The following is a 15,149-nucleotide window of genomic DNA, read 5'->3' on the forward strand; positions in this document are numbered from 1 at the left end:
GCAAGAATCCGCGGCACGATGAAGAAGACGCTGCAGACCCTGGCCACGGCGGCGGCCGTCGCGACCGCCGCTCCCGCCCAGGCGGGCGATGGCCAATTCCAGCTGCTGGTGCTGGCCATGCCCACGAAGTACCACTACGAGTACATCCCGGTGGCACGCGAGAGCTTCGAGAAGCTGGCCCGGCTGCATTCGTTCGACCTGACCTGGGTGGCACAGCCCTGGGCCTTCGAGGGCGACCTCGGCAAGTACGCCGCCGTGGTGCTGCTGAACAGCTCTGGCGAGGAATTCAACGAGGCCCAGCGCGCGGGGCTGGAGCGCTACATGAAGGCCGGCGGCAACGCCGTCGTCGTGCACCGCGCCATCATCAGCAAGCCGGGCCTGTGGCCCTGGTACGAAAAGCTCGTGGGCCGCAGCTTCGTCATCCACCCCATGCTGCAGACGGCCACCGTCACCCAGGTCGACGCGAGCCACCCAGCCGCCTTCGGCCTGCCGGAACACTGGATCTGGTCGGACGAGTGGTACGAGTTCAGCAACCCGCACGGCGTGAAGATCAACCCCGTGCTGGCCGTGGACGAGCGCAGCTACGACCCCACCAGGATCTGGCCTGGCCAGGTTGCCAAGGGCATGGGCGCCGACCATCCGGTGAGCTGGTGGCATGCCTACGAGAAGGGCCGTGTTTTCGTCACGGCGCTGGGACACAACGGCGATGCGTACCGCGACGGACGCTATCTGGAACATCTGTGGGGCGGCGTGTGGTGGGCCGCCACCGGCCGCGGGCGGCTGCCCGGGCCCTGAGCCCTCAGCCTGCGCTGAAGGCGTCGTCGTAGCCGACCGCGCCCGCCGGCAGCGCACGCGCCGCATCAAGCCGCAGCGCCTGGAAGTGCGTGGCCGGCACGCCGGGCAGCACCAGGCCTGGCTCGGCGCGGAAGCCGAAGCGCGCGTAGTAGGCCGGGTCGCCCAGCAGCACGCAACCCGCGGCCCCTGCGGCGCGCAGGCGCGCCAGGCCGGCCTGCACCAGCAAGCGGCCCACGCCCTGGCGCTGGCACTCGGGCCGCACGGCCAGCGGGCCCAGGCCCAGCCAGCCGAGGTCCTGCCCGGCGATGCGCACTGGCGAGAACGCCACGTGGCCGATGGGCTCGCCGCTGGCCGGATCGCACGCCACCAGCGACAGCGACAGCGCGCCGCGCTCGCCAAGCCGCTGCAGGATCCGCGCCTCGTCATGCCGACTGAACGGGTGGTCGCGGAAGGCCGCATCCAACAGCGCCGCAACGACGGGCCGGTCGGCCGCAGTCTCGTCGCGGATCAGCGGCCCAGCCAGATCTCGCCGCATGATGAACTGGTGCAGCGGCTCAAGCGCAAAGCCGCAGCGGCGCAGCGCTGCGCCGCCCAGGTCGGGTCGCTGCAACGCTGGCACGCTGACGTGTGCGCCCGGGTGGTCCGCCAGCAGCGCGTGCAGCAGGGCCTCGGCGTCGTGCTGGGCCGGATCGAGGTCAATCAACGAGCGCACGACCAGGCCAGCTGCGGCATCGCCGCTGAACACCAGCTGCGCGCTGCCGCGGCGCCAGGCCGTCCAGCCCGCCGGCAGCGTCGCAATGACGTCGGCCGCAACCTGCAGCGGCAAATCCGCGACGCGTTGCTCGGCCTGCCGCAGCCAAGCCAGCGCATCGTCGGCGCCTACTACGACCGGCGCAGGTGCGGTGGGTGCCCCGCCAGCGTCCGCGGCCACCCGCTGCCAGCCCTGCAACGCATGGCGCTCCACGAAGCCATTGCGGCGGTACAGCCTCAGGGCACGCTCGTTCTGCGCAAACACCTCCAGCTCCACGGCTGCCAGCCCGGCAGCGCGGGCGCGCCGCACGAAGTCCTGCAACAGCCTTACCGCCGCGCCGCCGCCGCGCGCCTCGGGCACCGCGCCCATGGTGCCAAGGCGCCAGCGCGCCAGGCCTGGCCGCGGCGCCACAAGGGCGAAGGCACTCACCTCCCCACCATCCAGCACGGCCCGGCCCAGTGCCAGGTCAATGCCCTGGCGCTGCAGGAAGCCGGGCCACTGCGCCAGCGGCAGCACAAAGGGGCCGGCAACGTAGTCGGCAAAGGCGCGCCCGAAGGCTGCGTGCAAGACGTCGGGGGCGATCTGGTCGGTGGAGACGAGGCGCAGTTCGGGCATGGGCAAGGAGCAGGCGTCGAAGCGGATTGGCCCATCTCGACGGGCACGGTTCATTCTGCGCAACCCGCGGCCCGTTGCGCAAAGTCATGTGGGGCACAAGCGCGGCTCGATGCCGTCGCGGCGGTCAGCGCTGCAGGGTCGGCCGCTCGAGCTCACCCTGCGCGGCCGGCGACTGCGCGTCGCCATGCCAGCGCCGCAGCACGCGCTGGAAGAACAGGCTGTTGGGCAGCTGCAGGCTGGTGCCATTCTGGGCATCTCCGCTTTCGAGCAGCGTCGTGTAGACGAGGTTGATGTCCATCACGCGCCCTTTCATACCGGGCTTGTCGCCGGCCTCAAGCAGCTCCACCTCGTCACCGACCCGGAACGCGCGGGTCACGAAGATCAGCAACGCACAGAAGAGGTTGGACAACACGCTCCATGCAGCGAAGAACGCCACCGCCCCCACCGTGGCGAAACCTGTGAAGGCCGTCCAGAGCACCGCGCCTGATACACCCAGCCGCTCCAGCGCCCACAGCGCCGCGCCGCCGTAGACCAGCACGGCCACGGCGCGCAAGAACAGTGCCGCCACGCTGACCGGCAGCGCATAGATTCGCGTGAGGCGGCGGGTCAGCAGGTGCACCAGCCGCATCACCAGCCACGCGGCCAGGCCGATGAGGCTGACCTCCACCAGCGGCACCAGGACATCGAGCCAGTCGGCCCAGGCCGGCGAGCGGTCGTGCAGGGATTGGATGAGCTTTCTCATGGACATGGGGGCGGGGATTGCAGCCGCGAGGCGTGGAGCACCGCAGGGGCTCACGGGGCGTGAAGGACGCCGCCTTGCCGGTCGGTGGCCTGGCGCACGGCGGAACCATACCGCACGACGGCTACCCGCACGCCCGCGCCTGGCAAGCCGGCATCAACCAGCAACCGCGTTGCGGACACCGCGACCCGCCGTCTCGTCAACGTGTTGAGCGGTTGAGGTCGCGCGTCCCCGCGAGGCCATGGCGCCGGCACACTCGCCGCCATGAAGCCGACGCGCCGCCTGTTGACCCTGTTGCCGCTGGCCGGCCTGCTGCCGGCGTTCCTGCCCGCAGCGGCTGCGCCGGCCGTACTGCCGCTCTGGCCCGAAGGCGTGCCAAGCGCCGTGCGTGCCGACACCGCGGCTGCTCGCGGCGACATCGGTGCCGAGCGGATGGACGCCAACGGCAGCATCGCCAACGTGTCACAGCCCACGGTGACCGTCGTGCCGCCAGCCGTGGACCGACCCAACGGCACCGCCATCATCCTGTGCCCCGGCGGCGGCTACAGCGTCCTGTCGGCCGCCCGAGAAGGCCAGCAGTACGCCGCCTGGCTGAGCACGCTGGGAATCACCACCTTCATCCTGAAGAGTCGGCTGCAGGAATGGGGCCATCCGGCACCGCTGCAGGACGTGTTGCGCGCGCTGCGCCTGGTGCGCTCACGCGCGGCTGAGTTCGGCGTGGACCCGAAGCGCATCGGCGTCATGGGCAGCTCCGCCGGCGGCCACCTCGCCGCCAGCGCCAGCACCTTGTTCGACCACGCCGACGGCCGCACCGGTGCGGCGCTGGACAGCATCAGCGCTCGACCCGATTTCGCCATCCTCGTCTACCCCGTCATCACGATGACCGCCCCGGCCGCCCACGCAGGCTCGCGCAAGGCCCTGCTGGGCGCAGCGCCCGGCCCGGCGCTGCTGACGCAGCTGTCCGTGGAGCAGCAGGTGACGGCCGCCACGCCACCCACGCTGCTGTTGCACACGCAGCTCGACAGGACCGTGCCGGTGCAGAACAGCCTCCTCTATTACGAGGCGCTCACGCGTGCCGGCGTTCCGGCCGAGCTGTACGTGTTCGAGCAGGGTGGCCATGGCATCGGCATGCGGGACGGCCTGGGCAATGCATCCGCCTGGCCGCGACGCGCCGAGGACTGGTTGCGCCAGCGCGGCCTGCTGACCAAGGAGGCGGCTCGATGAAACGCCGCGAACTGTTGACGGGCGCGGCCCTGGCCGGCGCGCTGCCCGCCTGGGCCCGGGCCGCGGACACGATGACGCTGCCCGACATGGACCTGCACGACCCCTTCATCGTGACCGACGCCACCAGCAGGACCTACTGGCTGTTCACGAAGAACAACCCGGCGGTCAGCGGCAAGAAGGCGTTGGGTGTGATGGCCTACCGCAGCCGCAACCTCAAGCACTGGAGCCGGCCGGAACTGGTGTTCCAGCTTCCCGCCAGCACCTGGGCCAACGATGGCTGCTGGGCGCCCGAAGTGCACCGCTAGCGCGGGCGCTGGTACTTGTTCGTCACCGTCCACAACGAGAGCCTGCCGCTGGCCGAGCCCAGCCCCGTGCCGGGCCAGCGCACCTATCGACGCAGCACCGTGCTGGCCGTGGCCGATCAACTGGGAGGCCCGTTCACGCTGGTGCGCGACGGCGAGCCGGTCGTATCCAGGGAGCTGATGACGCTCGACGGCACGCTCTACATGGACCCGGCCGGCAAACCATGGATGGTGTTCGCCCACGAGTGGCTGCAGCTGCGCGTCGGCGCCTTCGCCGCCGTGCCGCTGGACGACGAGCTGCGCGCCATCGGCACGCCGCGCGAGCTGTTCCGCGGCGACGCCTCGCCTTCCGCCAAGCCGCAACAAGGCGAGGGCATCATCGTCACCGACGGCCCGCAGCTGTACCGCACGGCTGACGGCAGCCTGCACATGCTGTGGTCCAGTTGGGGCGACGACGGCTACTTCCAGACGCAGTCCCGCTCCAGGTCCGGCGACCTGTTCGGGCCGTGGGAGCACCTGCCCGTGTGGCTCGGCAAGGGGTCCGGGCACGGGATGTTGTTCCGAACGCTGGATGGGAGCCGGATGCTGGTCGTGCACCGGCCGTTCAAGAACGCACGCGGGAAGCTGTATGACGTGCGCGAGCGTGCGGACGGGTTCGAGCTGGTGGGACAAAGGGTCGATCTCGACCTTGACGCGCAGCCTCTGCCACCGCGCTGAGTAGACAGCCTCAGCCGACATTCAGTCGCGTCACTGATCCGCCTCGTCGCCCATCAGAATCATGAACACCCCACCCGCCTCGACGGCGCTATCAATCTTCGCGTGGCGGACGACGGGCGGCGGCGTTCACCGTCGTTTCCCACGGCTACTTGGGGCTTGTTTCGCCACGGACGTTCAACTTCAAGGCATTGCACGCGTGCCTCGACAACTGGGAAAAGCAGAACACCCCCAGAACTGGTTGCCCGCTTGTGCACCGCGCTTTGCCGAGCGCAACACCATTCCTTTGCCGCACTGCGGGCACGCTGGCTCGCCGCGAGGAGGGGCTGATGCCGCCTGCGACACGCCTCCCCCGGCCAACAAGCCCTTCAGTCGCTCGCCATCGATCAGCTGGACACTTCGCCCATCTGCAAACCGCCTGGCCTCGTCAGTGAAGCGGCCGGACGTGACGATGAAACCGCCCGCCGCACCCCGAGCCGCCATGACGCCGTACAGCTCCCGCACGACCGTGACACCGACTCGCTGTGCGCGCCATTGCTTGCATTGCACGAGGTTCAGCTCGGCGTCGCGGCGAAGCTCGAGGTCCACGCCACCATCCGGCCCAGCCTGGCCGGTCTCGCCAACTTGATAGCCCTGCCGCCGAAAACCTTCGCCCACCAGTTGTTCAAACTGCTGCCAGCTCATGCCGTTGACCGCGTCGGCGGCCGGGTTGGCCGTGGTTCGTTGAAGAAGCTGACCGCGGCTGCGCCTCTTGATTGCTGAAGCCGCTGCGCCGATGAGGCACAGCAAGGGCAGCAGGTATTGCCCATAGAAGGCCAATGTCCGCCACATCACCTGAGCAGCCATCGCGCCCAGCTGGCCCGGCTGTGTCGCCTGCGGAACCGGCCGCGACACATACGCGTGCAGCGCGAGATAGAAGCCTGCGGCCAGAAGTACTCCCGCCCACCACGGCAGTTTCGCCACGAGGTCCATGATGTCCTCGGCTACGCTGCGATTACGTCGTCTCGCCATGTCGTCCTCCCTTGCTGCCGACGCCTCAAGTCGTTAGCCTCTTCGGGCTGATTTGTACTCTTGCTGGCGCCAGCATAACCGGCAGATTGCAGGCATTCTCCGTATGGCAACCACCGAGGCAAGGCTGAATGCGCCGAAACGGCGTCAGACGCTGTAGCGCCGACTATCGACACTTGGCAAGCGCGTCCCGAGCCATTGCAACATCGCCGCCTTACCCATGGTGATGCTCAACGATCCACAGTTTTTCCGAACGCTGGTGCAAGCTGTCGCGTCGCGCCCGCGGGAGTTCGAGAACGCCAGCGGCACGACGGTGAGCTAGCCGCTATGAACAACCTGCGCCTGTGCCAACGCCCGCGGCGCCATGCTTATTCGAACTGGTCCGATTCACGGCCCGGGCGCGTTGGTCATCAAGATCTTCGCGCCTCACTGCGACTCATGCCTGACGCGAAGACCGCGCCCACGAATCTCGAAGAGCTTGGCTACAAACGGCTGCTCATGCCAGCGCGTCTACCTTCTCCGCGTCCTCCGGACAAACCAGCCAGAACAGAGCCCACTTCGCGCCTTCCGAAAGATATTGCAGCTGCTTCGTCAGCGCTGAGCGCCGCGCGCCGTATGCCTGCCACGCGTTCGACAGATTGGTGCTTGCTGCCGCAACACCTTCTTGTGCGGCTTCGATCTGAGCCTGAATACGGTTGAGCCCTTCAAACAACTCTTCGAACGTCGCCATTCCCAGAACCTCGGTGCCCCCGCCCAACATGTCATCAGCCGCTGCTACACGTATCCGCTCGACCATAGAAAGCACAAACTCACGGCTCCGCCCGTAGCTTTGGGACGAATCGACGGACAAGCATGCGAAGCTCAGATCCAGTGATGCGCGAAATTCCGCGGCCCTTGCGATGGGCCAGGACTTCTTCAACTCAGCAATCTCATGCTCCTGCGCCCGTCTCCCGCGATCCCGCAGACAGTCCCGAAATTGGTTTGCGCCAGGCTGCCACCTTGTCAGCGCGGCATCCAACTCGGCGCTAGCGCTCCCAAAGGCGGCGTCGGCCGCGCGCAACTCTTGCCGCGCAGCCTTCAGCAACGCCTCCGCTGTGCGGAAAATCGGAAACAGCTTCTGGACGAGTTCGCCAAGAAGCAAATCCGCAGCAACGGCTTGGCGCACACATTGCCCGCCTTGGCTCACGCTCCTGAGGCTTTGCTTAAGTGCCTCTACGCCCTCTTCGGCAACGAAGTCCACGAGGACACGAGAGCAAAAATCAATGCCCCCGTTGGGGCTGTACAGCAGGGCCTCATGGCGGCCGACAATTATCTTGAGCGCTCAGCGACAACTATCGTGAGCGGTTGACGCAGGCCGCCGGGGAGCGTTTTGCGGGTGGGTTCCTACAGTGGTTGGCTTCCAGAGGGAGGCAGCCACGGTGCCCGGCAAACGCATAACGGACCTGCAAGTGAGCAAGTACAAGGAACTGAGGGGCAAGCACAGCCAGGAGGCTGCTGCAGCCAAGACGGGCATCAGCGTGGCCAGCGCGCGGCGGCTGGAATCAGCGGTGGTATTGCCGTCGCAGCGGTCACCGCGGCACTGGCGCACGCGCGTCGATCCGCTGGCCGAGGTGTGGGCCAGCGAGGTCGTGCCCATGCTGGAAGGCGCGCCGTCGTTGATGGCCGTCACCGTGCTGGAGGAATTGCAGCGCCGCCACCCCGAGCGGTTCGCTGATGGCGTGCTGCGCACGCTGCAGCGGCGCGTGAGCCAGTGGCGCGCCGAGCACGGCGGCGAGCGCGAGTTGTTCTTCGCGCAGGAGCATCCGCCGGGCCGGCTGGGGCTGTCGGACTTCACCGTGGCCGACGATCTGGACATCAGCCTGGGCGGACTCACCTTCCCGCACCGGCTGTACCAGTTCGCGCTGGCCCACAGCGGCTGGCGCCATGCGAGGGTGGTCCTGGGCGGCGAGAGCTTCCAGAGCCTGGCTGCTGGGCTGCAAGACGCGCTATGGATGGCCGGTGGCGTCCCGCAGGAACACCGCACCGACAGCCTGTCGGCGGCCTTCAACAACCTGGCCGAGCGCGAAGAACTGACGCGGCGTTACCAGGCCCTGTGCAAGCACTATGGCATGCGGCCCACGCGCAACAACACCGGCGTGAGCCACGAGAACGGCTCCATTGAAGCGCGCCAAGGCAGCCTCAAGCGCGGACTGGACCAGGCTCTGCTGCTGCGTGGCAGCCGCGAGTTCGATGACCTGCCGGCCTATGAGCAGTTCGTGGCGGAGACCGTGCGCCGGCTCAACGCGCGCTGCGCGCGCGCATGGGAAGTCGAGCGCACCAGCCTTCAACCGCTGCCGACTCGGCGCACGTCCGACTTCGAGGAGATGGATGCGCGCGTCAGCAAGTTCGGCGTGTTCAGCGCCAAGGGCGTGCTCTACAGCGTGCCTTCGCGCCTGGCCGGTCAACGGTTGAAGGTGAGGCTGCACAGCACCCATCTGGAAGCTTGGCTGGGCGGGGTGAAGGTCTTCGAGTGCGAGCGGCTGCATGCCAGCACGGCCGACCGGCATCCCAAGCGCATCGACTGGCGCCACATGCTGCCCAGCTTGAAGCGCAAGCCCGGCGCCTTCGCGCGGTGGGTGCTGCGCGATGCGATGTTCCCGCGCAGCGAGTACGCCCGGGCCTGGGAGTACATCAGCCAGACACTGCCAGAGCGGGCGGCTTGCCGGCTGATGGTGGAGCTGCTGGACCTGGCTGATCGCGCCAATGTGGTGGCGGAGCTGGCCATCGAACTGGGTCGCGTGCTGGACTGCGCCGAGCTCCCAGATATCGATGTGCTCAGGGACAGGTTCGCGCCGCGACCTGCGGTGATGCCCCAGGTGGTCGTGGTGCTGCCAACGGCTGCGGTGTACGACGAACTGCTGGAGGCCGCATGAACGCCGACACCGGCGCATCGGGCGCGGCGGTGCCGCTGATGCTCACCGAGCTGCGCCTGCCGACCATCAAGCGCTTGTGGGCCGATGTGGCCGCGCAGTCCAACCGCGAGGGCTGGCCGGCCGAGCGGCTGCTGCACACGCTGCTGGGCCATGAGATGGCTGAGCGCGAAACGCGGCGTCTGGCCAGGGCGCGGGCCGACAGCCAACTGCCGCCAGACAAGAGCTTGGCAAACTTCGACTTCGCAGCAGTGCCGGCCGTCTCCAAGGCCCATGTGATGGCGCTGGCAGAGGCCGACAGCTGGATTGCGCAAGGCCACAACTTGCTGGCCTTCGGCCCGCCGGGTACCGGCAAGACGCATCTCGTAGCGGCCATCGGCCACGCGCTGATCGACCGTGGGCTGAAGGTGCTGTTCGTGCGCACGAGCGAGTTGGTGCAGCGCCTTCAGGCGGCGCGGCGCGACCTGCGCCTGCCGGCCGAACTCGCCAAGCTCGACCGGTTCGATCTGATCGTCCTGGACGACCTCAGCTACGCCCGGCGTGACCAGGCGGAGACCTCGGTGCTGTTCGAGCTGATCGCCGAGCGGTACGAGCGCAAGAGCCTGGCCATCACCGCCAACGCACCGTTCTCGGCGTGGGATGAGGTCTTCCCAGACAAGGCCATGACGGTGGCCGCGGTGGACCGGCTGGTGCATCACTCGACCATCCTGGAGATGAACGTGGACAGCTACCGACGCCGCGCTGCGTTGCCGGCCCGCCGGCAACGCAGCGCACCTCCAACATCATGATCAACACCCACCCGCACCGCTCAAGATAGTTGACGCTGACCGCTCAGAATAGTTGACGCCGGGCAGCCTCACGGCTCGTTGGGTAAGTCAGAGTCACCTGGGCCTCGCTTTCGGCGCAGTTTGCGGGCATCAAGTCTGACGCGTTTGCCGAGCTGATGCCCGCCCTGACTAAGGGGATTGATCTCTAAAGACCGTCCCTGACCAACCACAAATTGCCAACTAGCGCGTCAGCGGCCCTACTTTGGTCAGCGAGCTAGCCATGGGCGCCGGAGAAACGTAGGGCAATCGCACAACTTCGGCGCCGGTCTCAAACACCGCGGCGCCCTACGCGCGTCCTCTGCCTCATGTCAGACGACAGAGAACGTGAAATGCCGGGCAGCGTCAGCGGGCGGTTTTTTCAGGTCTCGTGTCACGGCGGTTCCGGGGTTGCGCCACCGGAAGTGTAAAAGGCCGGATCTCGTGACAGGGAAGCTGCAAAGAGCTGGCGCTCCCAGGCAGGAGGCAGTCACCCATCGGGAACGCCTTCAGAGTGGCTTGAAAATCGACGCGCCGTCGCCGAACAATCGGGCATGGAGTTCCGCCGCGTATCGGTCAGTCATGCACGCCACGTAGTCGCAGACCAAGCGGCTGGCCTCCGTAATGCCCACCGCGGCTGCTTCTTTGTAGCGTAGCCGCCAGTCCTTTGGCAGTAGAGCCCCCTTGCTTTCAAGCAGCGTATTGAAAAGCTTCGTGACAACGTCTCGCCCACGGTGCTCGACAACAGCGAGCCGCGGGGACCGGATCACAAGTTCATAGTTCAAATGCTTGAGGACCTCGACCTGCAGCATCGCCTCGCGGTTCATGGTGACGCTTGAGAGCTGAGGAAAATCCTTGTTCGGCTTCAGTTCAACCGCACCAATCAAGCGGCCTACCCGCTCAGCCGTAAGCTGTGTGCGAAACAGAGGGTCCGTTGTCAGCGCCTGATCACGCAGCCATCCCTCTAAATTGGCCTTGAGCGGCTCGTCGTCTACAAACGCCTTATCTGCTCTATCGAGGACCTCGATCACCGTCGGCGGCAGCTCAATGCCAAAGACATCAACGATGACTTCCAGCAGCTCTTTGACCGACTTGACCTCGGCGTGGCTCGCTTCCTTGAGTGCCTTGTTGGTCTTACGAAGCACTTCTTCTCTAACTGCGCCATCGTTCGCCAAGGAATTGGCCAATGAGAGTGGGGATACGAAGCCCGCGTGCAGGCTGTCTTCAAGGTCGTATGTCGAGTACGCGATGTCGTCCGCAATATCCATGATTGCGCACTCGATCGTCTTGAATGGCGCGCCCTCTGCGAGCCCAGGCGCTACGCGTTTCTTGATTTCGGCAACGAGGCGGGCCTCTGTTCGGTAGTACCCCTTCGCAAGCTTGTCCGCCTGTCCCCTAACCGCCGGAATCAAGCGGTCGTACTTCAGGACCGCTGCAAGGGACCGGTACGTCAGATCGAGACCATGGGTTGAGACCGTCGCTCCGTTTGGGTCCCGGACCAACTTGCGCTCGACCGCTGCGAGGATTCTCAATGTCTGCGCATTGCCCTCGAAGCCTCCGTGCTCGCGCATCAAGGCGTCAAGAGCATGCTCGCCGTTGTGACCAAACGGTGGATGACCGAGGTCATGTGCCAGAGCCGCAAACTCGACCAGTTTCGTGTTGATGGCGGCGCCGGGAAAGACCTCTGGCAAAGCCTTCACGTTGAGACGACCCGCGATACCAGCCGCAATCTGGGCGACCTCTAGCGAGTGGGTCAACCTGTTTCGGAAAAAGTCCGATTCAGCTCCCGGGAACAGCTGAGTCTTACCCTGCAGCCGCCGGAAGGCCGGGGCATGAAGCAGCCGGGCGTAGTCTTTCTGGAAGGGATCGCGTCCCTCCTCATTCTCGCGGACACCCAGATTTCCTGAGCAACGAGCAAGCTGATCTAAGCCAGCGTAGAGCGGGTTCTCCACCTTCAGCTCCTCCCTTGTGTAGGACACCGACTTTACTCGGCGTCTACCCAGGCAGGAGCCAGTGAGTTCGCTACGTCGTGCTCTTGGCTTCTCGCTGGGGGATGGCCCCTTGAGGCTGATGCGTCCTCTGGGTACCCTGCGCAGCCCCTGATCCGAGAGCGTTGTGTACGCCCGCCATCTGACGAGCAACCTGCTCGCGGAGGTACTGGAAGGCCACAGAGTCCGCCGGCGCTGAACCGCGCTTGAACGTCGCTTGTGTCATCGTCACTCCTTCATGGCATCAAGGCCGTGATCATACGAGACGTATGTGGAGGACGGCGTTGGGGTTGCCCCACGGGGGTAAGGGGTGTGTCAAAGTCCCGTGCGTGGGTCAACCATCGTGCAACCGTCAACCCTGCGATGGGACGACGCGGAGGTTTGCGCCCTTCGCGCGCGTAGCTGGCTCTGCGCCAGCAGACCCGCTCAGGACGGTAAGCGCCAAGCCAAACACCAACTGGTCCAGCTCTTCCGCGGGGATACAGAGCTCGCGAGCGATGCTCGCCCGCGACACGCCTTCCTCACGCAGAGCTGCAAATACCTTCTGCAGTACTTGCGACGTCTCGCGTTGCCCCTCATCGGGCTCCTTCTTGCGATACCCCCGAGACGACAGTTCAACGAACAACGTCTGATAGTGCCAGTCGCTGATCGCTCCCACTGCGTGCAGTCGGTAGGTCAGAGCAGCGAGTGAGACTGACCAGAACTTTTTCAGCCGGATGAGGTGTTCAAGCGTTGGGATACGAGGCGCTTGAGCAAGCACGCTCGCCCGCGGCATGAGGAGCGCAGATGCGAAAGCATTGGCTTCCTGCTCAGCTGCGCGTCCCTGCGGTGAGCCGTGGCGATGAAGCACTAGATGGCCCAGCTCGTGTGCAGCATCAAAGCGACCATGCTCGGCAGACTTCTTGGTGTTCAGGAACACGTAGGGCGTGGACTGGCGCCACATCGAGAACGCATCGACCTCGGCGGCGTCCAACGCCAAGGAGAACACCCTGACGCCCTTGGCCTCCAGAAGATGAATCATGTTCTTGATCGGCAGCTCTCCGATGCCCCACGCTCGCCGCAACTCCTGCGCGGCCGCCTCCGGGCTCGCTTCGCGACTGAGGTCAGGCAACTCAGCTTGAGGAAGATCGAAGCGCACCTCCATCCAATCGTTGAACAGGAGAGCCATGGCGCCTGCACCAAGAGCCGTGTCGCGCTGGCCTGCCGTCATCTTCGACAACGAGCGAAAGCTCGCCACGTCAGGCGTCGGCTCGTCCAAGTCGTCGCCGAAGAAGAAGGCCTCGGGGAACCGAAGTACGCCTGCAATAGCTGCCAGTCGCTCTGCCTCCGGCTTGAATTCGCCCTTCTCGTATGCAGAGATCGATCGCAGCTCCAGCCCAACTTGCGCAGCAAGCTTGGTCATCGTCAATCCACGGCGCTTCCTGGCAAGAGTGAGACGCGATGGATTGAAGAGTCCATCCGCGTTCATGCCCGACGCTTCACGTCGATCTGGATATCCGGCATGACGGGGCTGGGCGGATTGATGTCGATCTCGGTAGGATCGGTCGGCATCGAGCCCAGAATGATGCGCTCCTGCCAGCTCTCAATGCGGCCGTCGGCTCCCATGGACATGGGCAAGGACAGCTCACTGCGGACCTCACCGACGCCGCGGTGCACGAGCAGCATCCAGGTGATGCGCTCATCGCGAGCTACATCACCGTCCGCGGGAGCTGCCGTCTCTGGCACGTAGAAATCGAAGGTCAGTTGCGCCTGGTTGGCGATCACAGCCTCAGCGGTGCTTGGCCCCTTCGACGACTTGGTCGTCGGCATGGCCTCGAGCCGGCCGGTGCCGTCATCGCCAGTCGCAACGGCAATCGCCATGGTGCCCGCTGGATTGATGACGAGGGAATAGTTGTTCTCGTCACACCGGTCCCATCCCTCGGGAACGAGGTACTCGCGCAGCGCACGCACCGTCTGCGCCCACGCTGCAAAGCCAGGGTACAGGGGCGGGTCGTTGGGCGTGCACAGCGTGAATGCCACATAGCCGCGCTTGATCACCTGCGCCAGGGCGTCAGCATCGAGCCCTAGCTCCGCCAAACGGCTCTGTACATCACCGGCCTGAAACAAAACACGCTGCTGCATCGGGAACTCCTACGCCTTGCTGACTTCCGGTTTTTTTACCATACTTCAGGAAGAAAAACCAGAAGTCAGGGAACAATGTCGAACCTCTCCAAGAAGCGGACTCACTTTCTCAAGAGCAGCCACCCCACCAGCGGGCGCCTAAAACTGGACCCGGTACGGGTTGCGCAGAACTGGTCGCAAGGCGTCGCAACGTCGCTGCTGTTCGACACGAACATCTTGATTAGCATGGAGCGCGTCGTCGCCGCCGGAAACAAGCCGGCGCTGTTGAAGCAGTACGGGCTGGAGAACTTGATCACGTTCCTTCGGCGCGGCCCGCCGAAGAGCACATACCTGTGCCCAGCATGGGGCTTCAGCGAGATGCCGCCAGGGCTCGCGGGCCCTTGTCGCCAAGCCTATGAGGTGTTCTTCGCAGCCCACTTGCCGGAGTTCCACGACGACCCTCAGTCAAAGGATGCACAGTACGCCGGGAAGGCTGGCGACTACGGATTCTTCGATCTCGATGAGGTGGCGCAGGCCGCCCTCGCCGTGCCCTTCGCTTCGTTGACCTACCTCCAGTTGGTGGACCGAGAGCCCGGCCTCACCCCTGTCGAGCGATTTGGTCGGTATCTGAAGTTGGTCATCGAGCACGTGGGAATACTGAGCGCCAAGGAGGTGCAGATTGCGCGCTTCTGCTTCGCCAATCCGCCGGCGGACGCGAAGGAGACGATCAGCATCAGAAAGGCCTTCCGACGGAACTTCGTCAAGCGCAAGGACGATGCACTGCCCAGAAGCGCCGCCGAGCTACTCCATGTTTCCTTCAATGGCGCGAATGACTTGAGCCTGCTGACCAGTGCCGACACCATCGATGGCACGGTGGAAGATGGCATCGTCCATGAGTGCTGGGTCGCAACGACCGATGACAAGCTGGCAAAGTTCGCTGAGCACTTCCACCTAGTCAACATTCAAGGTGGATCAACGCCCTTCGCCGCCGTAACCAAGCACCCGGAGCACACCACTGATTCGTACTGGGACAAGACCGTCGAACTCTGGCAGCGCGCCACACTACGGGACGTTCCAGCGCTCCACCGCCCGAGGGAGCCGGAAGCCCTGAGAGCCGTTGCTCGTCGTGCGGCGGAAACTGCCGAAGTTGCCTTCTTGGCGACTGCTATCTGACCGTGCCGGCGAACTTCGCGAGCGAGCA

Annotated in this window: 14 protein-coding genes and 1 pseudogene; 7 read left to right on the plus strand and 8 right to left on the minus strand. The window is 65.6% G+C overall.

Annotation, left to right across the window (positions count from 1 at the left end):
• Positions 1–18 precede the first annotated feature (18 nt).
• Complete coding sequence (locus tag QM732_RS22745) at positions 19–795, plus strand: ThuA domain-containing protein (protein WP_415658364.1); 777 nt, start codon at positions 19–21, stop codon at positions 793–795.
• A 4-nt stretch (positions 796–799) separates the two neighbouring features.
• On the opposite strand, the gene QM732_RS22750 is transcribed toward QM732_RS22745, so the two are convergent.
• From QM732_RS22750 to QM732_RS22760, 3 genes and pseudogenes are all read right to left on the minus strand, one after another.
• Positions 800–1,330 (minus strand): GNAT family N-acetyltransferase, encoded by a 531-nt coding sequence (locus QM732_RS22750; RefSeq protein ID WP_415659430.1) that lies wholly within the window; start codon positions 1,328–1,330, stop codon positions 800–802.
• A 441-nt stretch (positions 1,331–1,771) separates the two neighbouring features.
• Positions 1,772–2,215 (minus strand): annotated as a pseudogene (locus tag QM732_RS22755) (GNAT family N-acetyltransferase); the annotation flags it as partial.
• A 70-nt stretch (positions 2,216–2,285) separates the two neighbouring features.
• On the minus strand, positions 2,286–2,903 hold the full coding sequence (locus QM732_RS22760; protein WP_415658365.1) for a mechanosensitive ion channel family protein: 618 nt from the start codon (positions 2,901–2,903) through the stop codon (positions 2,286–2,288).
• Positions 2,904–3,164: 261 nt separating this feature from the next.
• Between QM732_RS22760 and QM732_RS22765 the strand changes: the two genes are divergently transcribed.
• Genes QM732_RS22765 through QM732_RS22775 form a run of 3 tightly spaced genes read left to right on the plus strand, consistent with a single transcriptional unit; the run spans position 3,165 to position 5,143 of the window.
• On the plus strand, positions 3,165–4,124 hold the full coding sequence (locus tag QM732_RS22765; protein ID WP_415658366.1) for an alpha/beta hydrolase: 960 nt from the start codon (positions 3,165–3,167) through the stop codon (positions 4,122–4,124).
• A complete protein-coding gene (locus QM732_RS22770; protein ID WP_415658367.1) occupies positions 4,121–4,429 on the plus strand; it encodes a hypothetical protein in 309 nt (102 codons plus the stop codon). Before QM732_RS22765 ends, QM732_RS22770 begins: the two co-directional genes overlap by 4 nt.
• A gap of 15 nt (positions 4,430–4,444) precedes the next feature.
• Entirely contained in the window at positions 4,445–5,143 is a 699-nt protein-coding gene (locus QM732_RS22775; RefSeq protein WP_415658368.1) for a family 43 glycosylhydrolase, read from the plus strand.
• Between the two features lie 180 nt (positions 5,144–5,323).
• Here QM732_RS22775 and QM732_RS22780 read toward each other — a convergent pair whose 3' ends face one another.
• A complete protein-coding gene (locus QM732_RS22780; RefSeq protein ID WP_415658369.1) occupies positions 5,324–6,151 on the minus strand; it encodes a restriction endonuclease in 828 nt (275 codons plus the stop codon).
• Between the two features lie 493 nt (positions 6,152–6,644).
• Entirely contained in the window at positions 6,645–7,388 is a 744-nt protein-coding gene (locus QM732_RS22785) for a hypothetical protein (protein WP_415658370.1), read from the minus strand.
• 178 nt (positions 7,389–7,566) lie between these two features.
• Between QM732_RS22785 and istA the strand changes: the two genes are divergently transcribed.
• Positions 7,567–9,060, plus strand: coding sequence for an IS21 family transposase (istA, locus tag QM732_RS22790; protein ID WP_415658371.1), 1,494 nt, complete (start codon positions 7,567–7,569; stop codon positions 9,058–9,060).
• Entirely contained in the window at positions 9,057–9,845 is a 789-nt protein-coding gene (gene istB, locus QM732_RS22795) for an IS21-like element helper ATPase IstB (RefSeq protein WP_415658372.1), read from the plus strand. Before istA ends, istB begins: the two co-directional genes overlap by 4 nt.
• 524 nt (positions 9,846–10,369) lie before the next feature.
• On the opposite strand, the gene dgt is transcribed toward istB, so the two are convergent.
• From dgt to QM732_RS22810, 3 genes are all read right to left on the minus strand, one after another.
• Complete coding sequence (dgt, locus tag QM732_RS22800) at positions 10,370–11,812, minus strand: dGTP triphosphohydrolase (RefSeq protein ID WP_415658373.1); 1,443 nt, start codon at positions 11,810–11,812, stop codon at positions 10,370–10,372.
• A 388-nt stretch (positions 11,813–12,200) separates the two neighbouring features.
• Positions 12,201–13,316, minus strand: a complete 1,116-nt coding sequence (locus QM732_RS22805) for a helix-turn-helix domain-containing protein (RefSeq protein WP_415658374.1) — start codon at positions 13,314–13,316, stop codon at positions 12,201–12,203.
• Positions 13,313–13,969, minus strand: coding sequence for a hypothetical protein (locus tag QM732_RS22810; protein ID WP_415658375.1), 657 nt, complete (start codon positions 13,967–13,969; stop codon positions 13,313–13,315). The genes QM732_RS22805 and QM732_RS22810 overlap by 4 nt, the downstream gene beginning before the upstream one ends.
• 75 nt (positions 13,970–14,044) lie before the next feature.
• Here QM732_RS22810 and QM732_RS22815 point away from each other — a divergent pair, with 75 nt between their 5' ends.
• A complete protein-coding gene (locus QM732_RS22815) occupies positions 14,045–15,121 on the plus strand; it encodes a hypothetical protein (RefSeq protein ID WP_415658376.1) in 1,077 nt (358 codons plus the stop codon).
• Positions 15,122–15,149: the final 28 nt, after the last annotated feature.

It is taken from the genome of Roseateles sp., assembly GCF_047654805.1.
Classification (GTDB): domain Bacteria; phylum Pseudomonadota; class Gammaproteobacteria; order Burkholderiales; family Burkholderiaceae_C; genus Pelomonas.